The following is a 14,109-nucleotide window of genomic DNA, read 5'->3' as shown; positions in this document are numbered from 1 at the left end:
GGCGCGAAGCAAACTCGTCCAAAAATATTCTCGGGAACATTTTCACCCCTCTGATCTGGTATTTATCGTCGTCCGGATGCCGTGACGCCGGGCGAATCGCAACATTCCGCAATCCGATGCGACGGGGGTCCCGAATGCCCTGTGTAAGCCGCTCCACGGCGAACCGCCCCTCGCACCGGGGTGTCCCTGACGGGTCGCAGACGCGATCCGGACGATTTCGGAGGAATGTCATGCTCACCAACAAGAAGCCCGTTATTGCTGGTCTCGCCCTCGTTCTGGGCTCGGCCTTCGCACTCACCGCCTGCTCGGGCGGCTCCACCGCTGGCGGCTCCACCACCGACGAGTCCTCGTCGATGCCGTCGATGTCCGCATCGCCGTCGATGTCGGCGTCGTCCAGCGCCATGGACCCGGCCTCCAACCTCGTGGGCCCCGGTTGCGCCGACTACGCCGCCGCCGTTCCGTCCGGTGCCGGTTCGGTCGAGGGCATGGCCGCTGACCCGGTCGCCGTCGCCGCGTCGAACAACCCGCTGCTCAAGACGCTCACCGCAGCCGTCTCGGGCCAGCTGAACCCCGACGTGAACCTGGTCGACACCCTGAACGGCAGCGAGTTCACCGTCTTCGCCCCCGTCGACGACGCGTTCGCCAAGATCGACGCCGCGACCATCGACTCGCTGAAGACCGACTCGGCCACCCTGACCAAGATCCTCACGTACCACGTGGTCCCCGGCCAGCTCTCGCCCAGCGAGATCGACGGCACCCACACCACCGTCGAGGGCCAGGACGTGACCGTCGCCGGCTCGGGTGACGCGATCACCGTCAACGGCTCGACCAACGTCATCTGCGGTGGCGTCCAGACGGCCAACGCCACGGTGTACCTCATCGACTCGGTGCTGATGCCCCCGATGTAAGTCCTCGGACGCGCGGCGACGCGCATCCGACCGATCACTGAGTGATCGATCCTGACGGCGAGCGCCGGACCCCAGGCGAGGGGGTCCGGCGCTCGCTTTCGTTCGTCACGAACCTAGGACGCGGACGATCTCGTCTTGCACGAGCCGTGCCGCGACGGGGCCGGCGTTCATGAACCAGGGGTCGAAGTCGACGATCGTCGTCTTCCCGTCTGCGACGGCGGAGAGCGTCGACCACAGCGGGGCGTCCTCGATGAACGAGACACCCTGCCCTGTTCCCCCGTAGAACACGTGATCGGCGTCGGCGAGGTCGATCTGCTCGGCGCTGATCTCCTGCGACGTCTCGTCGAACCGCTGCGACTCCGGGCGTCCGAGACCGAGGTCTTGAGCGATCCCGCCCGCGAACGAGGGCACGCCCATGATGCGCGTGCGATCGCCGGTCGACTGCAGGAACGACACCGTCGGCTCCTCTACGGCGTGCGTCGCGGCGAAGTCCGCGCTGTCGCTCTGCAGCGCATCCAGCACACCGCGAGCCGCTCCCTCGTCGCCCAGGGCGTCGGCGATCAGCAGGAAGTCGCTCTTCCAGTTCACTCCGTTGCCCTTCGTCACCACCGTCGGCGCGATCGCCGACAGCGCGTCGTAGAGCGCCTCGCCGCGTGTCGAGTTGATGAGGATGAGGTCGGGCGCCGCCTGCGCGATGGCCTCGAGGTCGGGCTCGGTGCGTTCTCCGATGTCGGTCATCGCGTCGAGCGACGCCGCGTCGTCGGCGAACGCGTCGCGCAGGTACTGCGGGACGAGCCCGCTGTTCTCGGCCCGGGTCGCGGCGACGGGGACGTCGCCGAGCGCGAGCACCGCATCGAGCTGCCCCGTCGAGACCACCGCGATGCGCGTCGGCGCAGCCGGGACCTCGGTGACCCCCTCGAAGTGCGTCACCTCGCGGGGGAAGACGCCGTCGGCCTCGTCGGACCCCATGCCCGGCTCGAGGTCGCGCGAGACGACCCACTCTCCGGTCGCCGCGGCTTCGGCATCCACCTTCGAGGTGGGGGCGGCAGGGCCGGCGCAGCCCGCGAGGGCGACGACGGCGACGGCACCGAGAGCGGCGACGAGGGGACGGAAACGGTGGCGGGAAGACAGGGAACGAAAAGCAGTCACAAGGTTAGGTTATCCTTACCTTTGTGCTCGACATCCACCCGGCCGTGTCTGCGGATGCCGACTCCCCGGCGCGCCTGCGTCGCCGCTCGCGAGCGCGCATCGCCGTCGTCACGCTGGGCCTCACCGTCGTCTTGATGGGCGTGATCGTGGCGAGTCTCGCCGTCGGATCACGGCCACTCTCGCCGCCCGACGTCGTCTCGGCGCTGTTCTCGAATCGCACGGATGCCGCGGGCGTCATCGTGCACCAGCTGCGCCTGCCGCGCACGATCACCGCCGTGTTCGCGGGCGCGTGCCTCGGCGTGGCCGGGGTGCTCATGCAGGCGCTCACCCGCAACCCGCTCGCCGACCCCGGACTTCTCGGGGTGAACGCGGGCGCCGCCCTCGGCGTCGTCGTCGCGATCGCCGTGTTCGGCATCGGGACCGCGAGCGGCTACGTCTGGTTCGCCTTCGCGGGGGCAGCCGGCTCGGCCGTGCTCGTCACCCTCGCCGCCCGACCCGGGCGACGCACCGACACCGTCGGGCTCGTGCTCGCGGGGGTCGCCCTCAGTGCCTGCCTCGGCGCGCTCGTCCGCATCATCACGCTCGCGGACGACGACACGTTCGAGTCGTTCCGCTTCTGGGCGGTCGGTTCGTTCGAGCGACGCGATCCCGGCGTCGCCGCGCAGCTGCTCCCGTTCGCCGTCGTGGGCATCGTGCTGGCGGTCGTCGTCGCGCGCGGCCTCGATCAGCTGCGTCTCGGTGACGACCTCGCCCGAGCACTCGGCGTTTCCCCGCTCCCGGTGATCCTCGGCGCGGGTGCCGCGATCACCATCCTCTGCGCGGCGGCCACCTCCGCGGCCGGCCCCCTCGCGTTCATCGGACTGCTGGTCGCGCACCTCGTCCGCGGATCGGCGAGCGGTGGCCTTCGCTCCTCACTCCCCCTCGCGGCGGTCGGCGGCGCCACCCTGACGCTCGCGAGCGACGTCGTCGGTCGCGTCATCGCGCTTCCCGGCGAGGTGGAGGCGGGGATCGTCGCCGCCTTCGTCGGCGCGCCCCTGCTGCTGTGGCTGATCTTGCGGAAGACGACGTGACCGCGCTCGTGCGACGCCGCTCCCGCCGTCCCGTCATCGCCCTCGGCGTGACGCTGGTCGTCGCCGCGGTGGCGGCAGTGGTCGGGCTGACGACGGGTTCGTTCCAGGCGTCGGTGGGAGACGTGGCATCCGCCCTCTCCGGCACGGGCGATGCGCGCACCTCGCTCGTCGTGCTGGGCCTGCGGGTTCCCCGGATCTCGGCCGCGCTCGCGATCGGTGCCGCCCTCGGGCTCGCCGGGGCGGTGTTTCAGACCCTCGCCCGCAATTCGCTCGCGAGCCCCGACATCGTCGGCTTCAGCGCCGGCTCGGCCACCGGGGCGTTGATCGGGCTGACCCTCATCGCTCCCACCGCCTCGCCGGCGGCCGGTGCGTGGATGGGCGGGCTGCTCACGGTCGTGGTCGTCATGATGATCGCCCGGCGGGTCGGGATCTCGCGCGAGAAGACGATCCTCGCGGGGATCGCGCTCAGCATGCTGCTCTCGGCCGTCAACGACTACCTGCTCACACGTGCGCCGCTCGAGATCGCGCGCAACGCGACGCAGTGGCTCTTCGGCAGTCTCGTGGCCGCTTCGGCATCCGACGTCGCCCTGCTCCTCGCCTCGCTGATCGTGCTGTCGACGGTGCTGGTCGTCGTGCACCGCGAGGTCCGCGCGCTCGAACTGGGCGACGACACCGCCCGCTCGCTGGGTGTGCGCACGGGCCGCGCCAAGCTGGTGCTCATCGTCGTGGCCGCGCTGCTGACCGGCACGGCCACCGCCGTCGCGGGACCGATCGGCTTCGTCGCCCTCGCCGCACCCCAGCTGGCGAGGAGGGTGATGGGCACCAGCGGCATCCCCCTCGTCGGGTCGGCCGCGATCGGCGCGACGGTGCTGCTCATCGCCGACGTCGTGGCGCAGCGGGCGCTCGCTCCCCTGCAGATCCCGGTCGGGCTCGTCACGGGCGTGGTGGGCGGGGCGTACCTGTTCTGGATCGTGGCGCGCACGCGCCGGTGAACACGCGGGCCCGTTCGCGCCCGGTACGCTGGAGACATCAGGGCCTGTAGCTCAGTTGGCAGAGCATCGGACTTTTAATCCGCGGGTCGAGGGTTCGAGCCCCTCCGGGCCCACTCTCTCCCTCTCGGAGCACTACGCCGTCGGACCGGACGCGACGCTCTCCGCCGCCGTCGCGCGCTTGCGCCGCCAGAGGTGCGTTCATCCCCCCGCTCTGCGCCCACGACGCACCCGCTCGACGGTCTCGGCGGCTGCGACACCGGCGAGAAGGATCGCGGCCGCGATCGACAATCCGAGCGCGTCGAGGACAGGCAAGAGAAGGGCCATCCCCGCAAGCACGGCCAGACCGACGAGGCCGAACAGCTGAGCTCTCGGCCACCGCCGTTCGAGGGTGCGCCGGAACAGCACGGTGCCCGCGAGGAAGAGGAGGGGCCCGCCGACGATGACGATGGTCGCGGCGGCACTTCGCTGGTCGGGATGCGAAAGCATTTCCTTGTCGCCCACACTCAGCAACACGATCCCGCCGATGATCGGAAGGTGCACCCAGGTGTACGCCGTGCGAGCGAGTCGGCCTGGTTCGTCCGACGCCTCGATCGCCTCAGCGCCGACGCGCTCGCCGTGATCGAAGTAGATCCACCACGCCGCCGCGGCGGCGACGAACGCGGTCACCAGCGACGCCACCGATGACGCGGACGACTCCTTCTCGACGAAGGTGAGGCCGGTGACGAGCAATCCCTCGCCGACCGCGATGAGGACGAAGAGCGCCGTGCGTTCGGCGATGTGGGGGCCGGACAGATCCCACGACTGCAGCCGCACTTTTCCTCGACCCGGTATCGGGTACCCCAGGATCGTGCCGAGCAGTTCGAGAGCGAGCGCCGCGGTCCACAACGGCAGCTGCCCGGCAGGGGGCAGCACGGCACCGACGATCCAGAGGGCGCCCCCGACGACGGTCCATCCGAGGATCAGAGCGAAATCGTGCGCCACCCGCCGGTCGTGACGAACGGTCGCCCACACGATGAACCCCGTGCGCCCGATCTGCAGGACGACGTACGCCACGGCGAACGCCCACGCTCGATCACCGAAGGCCTCCGCGATCGAGACGCTCATCACGAGCGCGACGAACCCCAGAGCGACGACCACTCCGCGCACGGGAAGCTTCACAGGGTCGAGCCAATTGGTCACCCAGGTGGTCGACACCCACGCCCACCACAGCGCGCACACCATGATGACGCCCTCGAACGCGCCGAGCGGAGTCTGGTTCTCGAAGAGGTAGGCGGACAACTGCGTCAGCGCGAGAACGAACATCAAGTCGAAGAACAGCTCGACGTACGTCACCCGGTCCGCGCGCGAGGAGTCCGTGGGGCGCAACACGTCGCGGGCCATCCCGAATGCCATGCCTCATCCTGGCACCGACGCGTCGGGTCACGACGGCGAACCGCTCACCGACCCGAGCCGGCCGTCAGCCGATCAGCTCGACCCCGAACTCCGCCACCACGGCGCGCATCTCGGCGAGGTAGCGCTGCGCCTGCTCGGTGAGGGGGATGGCCGTGCGACCGATCCAGCCGATCTCGATGCGCTCGTCGACCTCGAGGGGCACGGCGACGATCTCGGGGTCGAGGTCGTCACTGATGATGCCGGTCGAGATCGTGTAGCCGTCGAGGCCGATCATGAGGTTGAAGATCGTGGCGCGATCCGAGACGCGGATCTCCTGGCGGCTCGACAGGGTCGAGAGGATCTCCTCGGCGAAGTAGAACGAGTTGTTCGCGCCCTGGTCGAAGGTCAGGCGCGGCAGGTCGGCGAGGTCGTCGAGACTCGCGCGCTCGCGCCCGGCGAGAGGATTGCGCCGCGAGACGAAGATGTGCGGTTCGGCGCGGAAGAGCGGATGGAAGGCGAGTCCCGAGTCCCGCAGCAGCTTGTCGAGCACGTTGCGGTTGAAGTCGTTGCGGAAGAGCACGCCGACCTCACTGCGCAGGGTGCGCACGTCTTCGATGATGTCGAAGGTGCGGGTCTCGCGCAGGGAGAACTCGTACTCCGCGGCATCCGTCGCCTTCACCATCCGCACGAACGCGTCGACGACGAACGAGTAGTGCTGCGCCGAGACGCCGAGCAGGCGACGCGAAGGCGGGCGCCCCAGGTAGCGCTGCTCGAGCAGCTCGGCCTGCTCGACGACCTGGCGGGCGTAGCCGAGGAACTCCACACCGTCGACGGTCAGCGTGACCCCGCGCGCGGAGCGGGTGAGCAGGTCGCGACCGACGCGCGTCTCGAGGTCGCGCATCGCCGCCGACATCGTGGGTTGCGCGACGAACAGCAGGTCGGCCGCCGCGCTGATCGAGCCCTCGGCCGCGACCTCGATGAAGTACTGCAGCTGCTGCAGGGTGATGCCGCTCGATCGCCTAGCCATAGTCGAAGGCTATACCTCTGCATAGTTCAACGGAATTACCCGATGACTCCGGTCGAAGCGCACCATGAAGACACGATCACCGCACGGCCCACCCGGCCCTTCTCGATTGGCTTGCCATGGCGAACGACATCACGTTCCGCATCTCCAGCACCCGCTTCGACGAGGACTACGCGCCGTCGAGCAGCTCGCGGATCACCACCAACTTCGCCAACCTCGCCCGGGGCGAGCACCGCCAGCAGAACCTGCGCAACGCCCTCGCGATGATCGACCGCCGCGTGAACGACCTCGTCGGCGGCGGCGCGGATACGTACAGCGTCGAGCTCGACATCGTCTCGGCCCACCTGCAGTTCGACGACGACGCCGGCGCCGACCGCGAGTTCCCGCTGCTGGAGGTGCTCGACATCCACGTCGTCGACACCACCACCGGCGAGCGCCACCAGGGCATCGTCGGCAACAACTTCTCGTCGTACCTGCGCGACTACGACTTCAGCGTGCTGCTGCCGGCGGCCAACGCGGACGGCAAGCCCTTCACCCTGCCCGAGGACTTCGGCATCCTGCACGGCAAGCTCTTCCAGCACTTCCTGGGCTCCACCGCCTACCGCGAGCGCTACGCGCAGTCGCCCGTCGTGTGCATCAGCGTCTCGACGAGCCGCACCTACCGCCGCACCGGCGTCGAGCACCCCGTGCTCGGCTTCGAGTACGAGCAGGACAGCTTCAGCCTCACCGACGAGTACTTCGGCAAGATGGGCCTGCAGGTGCGCTACTTCATGCCGCACGGCAGCGTCGCTCCCCTGGCGTTCTACTTCGAGGGCGACCTGCTCGCCGACTACACCGACCTACAGCTGGCCGGCACGATCGCCACGATGGAGACGTTCCAGAAGATCTACCGCCCCGAGATCTACAACGCCCACTCCCCGGCCGGCGAGGTCTTCCGTCCGACCCTCGAGCACGGCGACTTCACGCGCACCGATATCGCCTACGACCGCGAGGAGCGCAGCCGCCTCGGCATCACGCAGGGCCGCTACACCGAGGAGCACTTCGTGACGCCGCACCGCGCGGTGCTCGACGCCTGGCTCGTCGCCGACGCCCTCCCGACCCGATGACTTCCCCGGAGACCCCCACCGTGAACGCGCTCATCCCCACCGCCCTCGTCGGCAGCCTCCCCAAGCCCTCGTGGCTCGCCCGCCCCGAGGTGCTCTGGTCGCCCTGGGAGCTCGAGGGCGACACCCTCGCCGAGGGCCAGCACGACGCCCTGCGCGCCGCCGTCCAGGAGCAGGAGCGCCGCGGCATCGACATCGTCAGCGACGGCGAGCAGACGCGTCAGCACTTCGTCACGACCTTCATCGAGCACCTCGAGGGCGTCGACTTCGAGAACCGAGAGACCGTGCGCATCCGCGACCGCTACGACGCGAGCGTGCCCACCGTCGTCGGCGCGGTCGGCCGTCGTCAGCCGGTGTTCGTCGCGGATGCCGCTTTCCTGCGGCAGCAGACGGATCGCCCGATCAAGTGGGCCCTTCCCGGGCCGATGACCATGATCGACACCCTCGCCGATCGCCACTACCGCAGCCGAGAGAAGCTCGCCTGGGAGTTCGCGACCATCCTCAACCAGGAGGCCAAGGAGCTCGAGGCGGTGGGCGTCGACATCATCCAGTTCGACGAGCCCGCGTTCAACGTCTTCTTCGACGAGACGAAGGATTGGGGCATCGCCGCCCTCGAGCGCGCGGTCGAGGGCCTGCGCGCCGAGACGGCCGTGCACATCTGCTACGGCTACGGCATCAAGGCCAACACCGATTGGAAGGCCACGCTCGGCGCGGAGTGGCGCCAGTACGAGCAGTCGTTCCCGCTGCTGCAGAGCTCGAGTATCGACATCGTGTCGCTCGAGAGCCACAATTCGCACGTGCCGATCGATGTGATCGAGCTCATCCGCGGCAAGAAGGTCATGCTCGGCGCCGTCGACGTGGCCGGCCACGACATCGAGACGCCCGACGAGGTCGCCGACACGCTGCGGCGCGCCCTGGAGTTCGTCGACGCCGACAAGCTGATCGCGAGCTCGAACTGCGGCATGGCCCCCCTGCCGCGCCAGGTCGCGTTCGACAAGATGAGCGCGCTCTCCGCCGGCGCCCGCATCCTGCGCGACGAACTGGCGCGCGTCCCGGCCTGACGCGCGCACCGGGTCATCCGTGGCAGAGTCGGTCCATGCCCATCGCTGCCGATGACCCCCGCCTGACCTCCGCCTTCTCCGCGTCGACCGCACGGTACGACGACGTCCCGTTCGCGCGGGCGGGTGTCAGCGGCATCCGTCTACCCCGCATCTCTCTCGGTCTGTGGCAGAACTTCGGCAGCGGCCGCACGCTCGACTCGCAGCGCGAGATCCTCCTGCACGCGTTCGACCGCGGGGTCGTGCACGTCGACCTCGCCAACAACTACGGCCCGCCCTACGGCGCCGCCGAGTCGACGTTCGGCACCGTTCTCGACAGCCACCTGCGCCCCTACCGCGACGAGCTGTTCCTCTCGACGAAGGCCGGCTACGACATGTGGCCCGGCCCCTACGGCGACGGCGGATCCCGCAAGTACCTGATGCGCTCCCTCGACCAGAGCCTCACCCGCATGCGCACCGACTACGTCGACGTGTTCTACTCGCACCGCGTCGACCCCGAGACGCCCATCGAAGAGACGGTCACCGCCCTCGCCGACATCGTGCGCAGCGGCAAGGCGCTCTACGTCGGCATCTCGAACTACCCCGCCGACCTCACCCGCCGCGCGTACGAGCTGCTCGCCGCCGAGGGCGTGCGCCTGTTCGTGCACCAGCCGCGGTACTCGCTGTTCGACCGCACGCCCGAGGCCGACCTGTTCCCGACGCTGCGCGACCTCGGCGTCGGCAGCGCGGTGTTCTCGCCGCTCGCTCAGGGTCTGCTGACGGCCAAGTACCTCGACGGCACCGTTCCGGCCGACTCGCGCGCCGCTGACAGCCGCTTCCTCGACGGCAGCGCCCTCACCGACGACTACCTCGAGCGCATCCGCGGCATCGAGGGCGTCGCCCGCGAGGCGGGACTGTCGATCCCGCAGCTGGCGGTGGCATGGGTGCTGCGCGACCCCGTGGTCACCACCGCGATCATCGGCGCCTCGCGTCCGAGCCAGGTCGACGACGCGGTGCACGCGAGCAAGGCCACGCTCTCCGACGACGTGATCGCCGCCCTGGAGCCGTTCGCCGCCCCCGTGGGCGCCGCCGTCCGCTGAGCGCAGGCATATCGCCCGCGGTGACGCAAGCGGCACGGCATCCGCTGCTCGATCGTGTGGGGTGGACACCTCACGACGCGAGCAGAGGAGTCACCATGGGAGTCGGACGTTGGATCGGGACCGGAGCGGTCGCCCTCGCGGGCGCCGTCATCGCCCGCACGGCCATCGGGCGCGCCGCCGCCGCGGGGACCGTCGCCTACCGGGTCTGGAAGGACCCGAAGGTGCAGAAGATCCGCCGCAAGGTGATCGCGAAGATGAGCAAACAGCGCGGCGTCCGCACGAACACGCGCTGAGTTCTCCCGGCGTTCACGCGACCCTCGTACCCTCCGGGTGAGGAGGTCGACGGATGCCGAAGAACGTGCGGTCCCGCATCGCCGTCGTCGCTGCTGCGGCGGCGGCGATCGCCGTTCTCGGCGGGGGCGTGCTGATGTTCGGCCTCATGGCCGATGAGACGCGCTTCCCCCGCTCCGACCCCGCCTTCGACGCGTTGAGCGCGCAGGTCGGCTCGATTCCCGGGGTGACGGACGTGCAGAGCGAACGCTGGGTCGAGGCGCCGTTGTTCGTCCAGCCGCACGCGTCCCTCTCGGTGACCGTCTCCGATGACGACCTCGACGAAGTCTGGCGCCTGGCGTGCGCGTCGGAGTATTCGGATGCCGTGTCGTGGGGTTTCGACGTGGTCACCGTCGCCGACACGCGCGTCTCCTTCGCGGGCGAGGCCGACGACGGGTGTCCCGACGTCGGGTTCGATCCCGCCCCGGTCGTGACCGAGATCGGCCGACTCGCGCCCGGGGAGACCGTGCAGGCTGCGATCTGGGACGGTGCGCGCCTGGGGATCTCGACGATCGACGGCCGCGAGATGGCGGACCGCCTTCTCCCCCTCGTCGCCGGCGCCGACGCGCTGCGGACGGCCGCGGGCGTCGGCCCCGGCACTCCCGTGGAGGTGAGCGGCCCGCAGCTGGGCGTCGTCGTCGGCCCCGGCGAGGCGCAGCGCTATCACGACCTGCTCGCCCGGCTCATCGACACCTATGGAGCCACGGCGCTCTTCCTCGGCGGCGGGGGAACCCCCATCGACGGGGCCGAGAAGGTGCAGCTCACCGCCCCCGCCGAACACCACGCGGCGATCGAACGCGAGATCGCCGCCTCGGGTCTCCCGATCGCCGACCTGCCGGTGGCGTTCCTCTCCTGATCGGGCGACCGGTCGATCCGATCAGCGGCGCGCGGTCTCCTCGCCGAGCGGGAGCGGCGAGAGCGGCTTCGTCTCGGCGAAGGCGAACGTGGTGTCGATCGAGGCCAGCGACGGGATCGCGCGCAGGTGCTCCCGCAGCAGGCGCTCGTACTCCGCGAAGCTCGGCGTGACGATCCGCACGAGGTAGTCCCAGTCACCCGCCAGCAGGTGCGCCTCGACGATGTGCGGGATCGCGCGCAGGCGCTGCTCCACGGCATCCACCGTCGCCCCCTCGTGCGTCGCCAGGCGTAGTCGCACGAACGCGGTGATGCTCAGCCCGACGACCTTCGGGGCGACGACGGCGCGATAGCCCTCGATGACCCCCTGCTGTTCGAGGTGGCGCACGCGCCGCAGGCACGGCGAGGGCGAGAGGCCGACACGATCGGCCAGCTCCTGGTTCGTGAGACGGCCGTTCTGCTGCAACTCGTGCAGGATTCGCTTGTCGATGCCATCGAGAGCCGTCATACGGCAGATTCTGCCAAGATCAACGATTCACGGGCAACTTTCGCAATCGCCTGCCACCGGCGAATCCCTACGCTCAGCGGGTGACCACGTTCGCCCTGCCGCGCCGCCCCGCGCTCGCTCGCTCCACCGTGATCGGCCTCGCGGCCGTGGCCGCGGTCGTCGCGCTCTGGTCGTCGTTCGCCCTGTCGGCGCGGGCCCTCGAGGGAGCCGGACTGACGATGGCGGATGCCGCGATCGTGCGTTTCGCGGTGCCCGCGCTCGTGCTGTCGCCCTGGATCTCCCGCACCCTTCGCGCTCTCCGCCGGGAGCGGGCGCTCATCGTCGCGCTGGTGTTGCTCGCCGGACTCCCCCACTACCTGCTGTTCGCGTGGGGCGCCCACCTCACCTCCGCCGCGCTGACCGGCCTGCTGGTGCCCGGGACGGTGCCCCTCTTCGTCACGCTCCTGCTCTTCGCGCGCAGCCGGCGCGGCATCCCCCGCCGTCGAGCCCTCGCCCTCGCCGCCATCGTCGCAGGCGTCGCCGCCAGCGCGGTCTTCACCGGCGGATCGGCCGGCCCCGGCGGCATCGCCGTGCTGCTGGCCGCGGGGTTCGTGTGGGCGGCGTACACGGTGGGCCTCGCTCGCACGCGCCTCGACCCCGTCGGGGTGATCGTCGTCGTCTCGCTCGCTTCACTCCTCGGTGCCGCGGTGCTCGCCGCAACCGGCGCCCTGCCGTCGCACCTGTTCTCGGGCTCCATCGACCTGGGAGCCCTCGGCGGCTACGCCCTCGTGCAGGGCATCGGGACCGGCCTGCTGTCGACCGCCTGCTACGTCGTGGCGGTGAAGAACCTCGGCAGCAGCATCCCCGCGGCGGCCGGCGCGCTCAGCCCCGTGCTCACCGCGGTCGTGGCGGCCCCCCTGCTCGGCGAGCCGGTCACGGCCGGACTGGCTCTCGCCCTGGCCCTCATCGCGTCGGGCGTCGCCCTCTTCGCACTCACCCCCACGGCATCCGTTTCCCCTTCCGCTCCGAATGAGGTGTGAGGCCTCGTCACGCGTGCGCGACGGCCGGAGACGAGGGATGCCATGACCACCGACACCACGGCGAAGACCGACCGGAAGGCGTCGGTGCGCCGCCCCCACGCCTGGATCTGGGCCGCACTCGCCGGAATCGTATCGGCGGCAGCACTGCTGGCGGTCGCCGAGGCCCTTGCGGCACTGGTCGCCCGCTCGGCGAGCCCGATCCTCGCGGTCGGCTCGTTCATCGTCGACATCGTCCCGCGCCCCCTGAAGGAGCTCGCGATCACCCTGTTCGGCGAGAGCGACAAGATCGCCCTGCTCGCCGGCGTCGGACTCGGTGCCGCCGTCGCGGCCGCCGTCGCCGGTGTCCTCGAATACCGCTTCCGCTTCGTCGGGGTCGTGCTGCTCGGCATCGGCGGAATCCTCGCCACCGCCGCCATCGTCACGCGCACTGGCGCCGGCGCCCTCAGCTGGCTCCCCCCGGTCGCCGGCACCATCGCCGGCGTCCTCGTGCTGATGCTGGCCATGGTCCGCCTGCGTCGCTGGGTGGCGGCCGCCACCGCGCAGAACGTCGAGGCCACGGGCACCGACCGCCGCCACTTCCTGCTCTTCACCGGCCTCACCGCCGTCGGCGCCGTCGTCGTCGGAGTGGGCGCACGTGTGCTGAACGCAGCGACCTCGTCGGTCGCCGCCGCTCGCGACGCCCTGCGTCTGCCGGCCGCGCGGTCGACCGTCACCGTCCCCGCGGACGCCAACTGGGAGATCGACGGCCTCAGCCCGATCATCACCCCCAACGCCGACTTCTACCGCGTCGACACGGCGCTGAGCGTTCCCAACGTCGACCCCACCACGTGGCGCCTGTCGATCGAGGGAATGGTCGACAACCCCATCGAGCTCAGCTTCGACGACCTCGTCAACATGGGCCTCGACGAGTACGGCGTGACCCTCACCTGCGTGTCGAACGAGGTCGGCGGAGACCTCGTCGGCAACGCGATCTGGACGGGGCTGCCGATCCGCGACGTGCTGCGGATGGCGGGTGTGCAGGCGGATGCCGACATGGTGCTCTCCGAGAGCGTGGACGGCTTCACGGCATCCACTCCCCTCTCCTCGCTCACCGACGACAACCTCGACGCGATCTTCGCGGTGGCCATGAACGGCGAACCGCTGCCCTTCGAGCACGGGTTCCCCGTGCGCATGGTCGTTCCGGGTCTGTACGGCTACGTCTCGGCGACGAAGTGGGTCACCAAGCTCACCGTGACCCGCTTCGACAAGGACGAGGCGTACTGGACCCCTCGCGGGTACGCCGCGCAGGCGCCGATCAAGATGTCGTCGCGCGTGGACACCCCCAAGATCGGCACGCCGATCGCCGCCGGACCCGTGGTCGTGGCCGGAATGGCCTGGGCCCAGCCGATCGGCGTCGAAAAGGTCGAGGTCAGCATCGACAACGGCGAGTGGCAGCAGACGCAGCTCTCGACGCCCATCAACGCCCAGTCATGGGTGCAGTGGAAGTTCGACTGGACCGCCGAGGCCGGCACGCACTACATCGCGGTCCGGGCCACCGACGCGCAGGGCAACGTGCAGATCCAGGACCAGGCGCCCATCGCCCCCGACGGCTCGAGCGGCTGGCAGCGCACCCTCGTCACCGTCTCGTGACACGGGAGCGGACCGGT

14 protein-coding genes and 1 tRNA gene are annotated in these 14,109 nt (G+C 70.2%); 11 read left to right on the top strand and 4 right to left on the bottom strand.

What is annotated here, in order from left to right:
* The first annotated feature begins 230 nt into the window (after positions 1-230).
* Positions 231-908, top strand: coding sequence for a fasciclin domain-containing protein (locus LPW41_RS14220; protein WP_144833073.1), 678 nt, complete (start codon positions 231-233; stop codon positions 906-908).
* A gap of 105 nt (positions 909-1,013) precedes the next feature.
* Here the strand turns inward: LPW41_RS14220 and LPW41_RS14215 are convergent, their stop codons facing one another.
* Positions 1,014-2,057 carry an iron-siderophore ABC transporter substrate-binding protein gene (locus LPW41_RS14215; RefSeq protein ID WP_230705179.1) on the bottom strand — a complete coding sequence of 348 codons (1,044 nt, stop codon included), beginning with the start codon at positions 2,055-2,057 and terminating at the stop codon, positions 1,014-1,016.
* A gap of 23 nt (positions 2,058-2,080) precedes the next feature.
* On the opposite strand from LPW41_RS14215, the gene LPW41_RS14210 reads away from it, so the two are divergent.
* The 3 genes from LPW41_RS14210 to LPW41_RS14200 all read left to right on the top strand — a co-directional run bounded on the left by LPW41_RS14210 (position 2,081) and on the right by LPW41_RS14200 (position 4,232).
* Positions 2,081-3,127, top strand: coding sequence for an iron ABC transporter permease (locus tag LPW41_RS14210; RefSeq protein ID WP_230705178.1), 1,047 nt, complete (start codon positions 2,081-2,083; stop codon positions 3,125-3,127).
* Positions 3,100-4,119 carry an iron chelate uptake ABC transporter family permease subunit gene (locus LPW41_RS14205; RefSeq protein ID WP_230705177.1) on the top strand — a complete coding sequence of 340 codons (1,020 nt, stop codon included), beginning with the start codon at positions 3,100-3,102 and terminating at the stop codon, positions 4,117-4,119. The genes LPW41_RS14210 and LPW41_RS14205 overlap by 28 nt, the downstream gene beginning before the upstream one ends.
* 40 nt (positions 4,120-4,159) lie before the next feature.
* Positions 4,160-4,232 (top strand) — tRNA-Lys (locus LPW41_RS14200).
* An 85-nt stretch (positions 4,233-4,317) separates the two neighbouring features.
* Here LPW41_RS14200 and LPW41_RS14195 read toward each other — a convergent pair.
* Positions 4,318-5,511, bottom strand: coding sequence for a low temperature requirement protein A (locus tag LPW41_RS14195; protein ID WP_154097443.1), 1,194 nt, complete (start codon positions 5,509-5,511; stop codon positions 4,318-4,320).
* A gap of 64 nt (positions 5,512-5,575) precedes the next feature.
* Complete coding sequence (locus LPW41_RS14190) at positions 5,576-6,517, bottom strand: LysR family transcriptional regulator (protein ID WP_154097442.1); 942 nt, start codon at positions 6,515-6,517, stop codon at positions 5,576-5,578.
* 116 nt (positions 6,518-6,633) lie between these two features.
* Here LPW41_RS14190 and LPW41_RS14185 point away from each other — a divergent pair, with 116 nt between their 5' ends.
* The 5 genes from LPW41_RS14185 (at position 6,634) to LPW41_RS14165 (ending at position 10,940) form a co-directional block, all read left to right on the top strand.
* On the top strand, positions 6,634-7,620 hold the full coding sequence (locus tag LPW41_RS14185; RefSeq protein ID WP_230705176.1) for a putative oxygenase MesX: 987 nt from the start codon (positions 6,634-6,636) through the stop codon (positions 7,618-7,620).
* A 20-nt stretch (positions 7,621-7,640) separates the two neighbouring features.
* Positions 7,641-8,678 carry a methionine synthase gene (locus LPW41_RS14180; protein ID WP_144833062.1) on the top strand — a complete coding sequence of 346 codons (1,038 nt, stop codon included), beginning with the start codon at positions 7,641-7,643 and terminating at the stop codon, positions 8,676-8,678.
* A 35-nt stretch (positions 8,679-8,713) separates the two neighbouring features.
* Positions 8,714-9,754 (top strand): aldo/keto reductase, encoded by a 1,041-nt coding sequence (locus tag LPW41_RS14175; protein WP_230705175.1) that lies wholly within the window; start codon positions 8,714-8,716, stop codon positions 9,752-9,754.
* Between the two features lie 95 nt (positions 9,755-9,849).
* The gene (locus tag LPW41_RS14170) at positions 9,850-10,047 is read left to right on the top strand and encodes a hypothetical protein (RefSeq protein WP_144833059.1); all 198 of its coding nucleotides are present in this window, start codon (positions 9,850-9,852) and stop codon (positions 10,045-10,047) included.
* Positions 10,048-10,100: 53 nt separating this feature from the next.
* Entirely contained in the window at positions 10,101-10,940 is an 840-nt protein-coding gene (locus LPW41_RS14165) for a hypothetical protein (protein WP_230705174.1), read from the top strand.
* 21 nt (positions 10,941-10,961) lie between these two features.
* Here LPW41_RS14165 and LPW41_RS14160 read toward each other — a convergent pair whose 3' ends face one another.
* A complete protein-coding gene (locus LPW41_RS14160) occupies positions 10,962-11,444 on the bottom strand; it encodes an Lrp/AsnC family transcriptional regulator (RefSeq protein WP_230705173.1) in 483 nt (160 codons plus the stop codon).
* 80 nt (positions 11,445-11,524) lie between these two features.
* On the opposite strand from LPW41_RS14160, the gene LPW41_RS14155 reads away from it, so the two are divergent.
* Both LPW41_RS14155 and LPW41_RS14150 read left to right on the top strand, forming a co-directional pair.
* The gene (locus LPW41_RS14155; protein WP_230705172.1) at positions 11,525-12,463 is read left to right on the top strand and encodes a DMT family transporter; all 939 of its coding nucleotides are present in this window, start codon (positions 11,525-11,527) and stop codon (positions 12,461-12,463) included.
* A 42-nt stretch (positions 12,464-12,505) separates the two neighbouring features.
* A complete protein-coding gene (locus tag LPW41_RS14150) occupies positions 12,506-14,092 on the top strand; it encodes a molybdopterin-dependent oxidoreductase (protein WP_230705171.1) in 1,587 nt (528 codons plus the stop codon).
* Positions 14,093-14,109 lie beyond the last annotated feature (17 nt).

It is taken from the genome of Microbacterium sp. JC 701, assembly GCF_021026215.1.
Taxonomy (GTDB): domain Bacteria; phylum Actinomycetota; class Actinomycetes; order Actinomycetales; family Microbacteriaceae; genus Microbacterium; species Microbacterium algihabitans.
The sequence above is the reverse complement of the archived record's forward strand: the minus strand, read 5'-3'. Positions and strand labels throughout refer to the sequence as shown.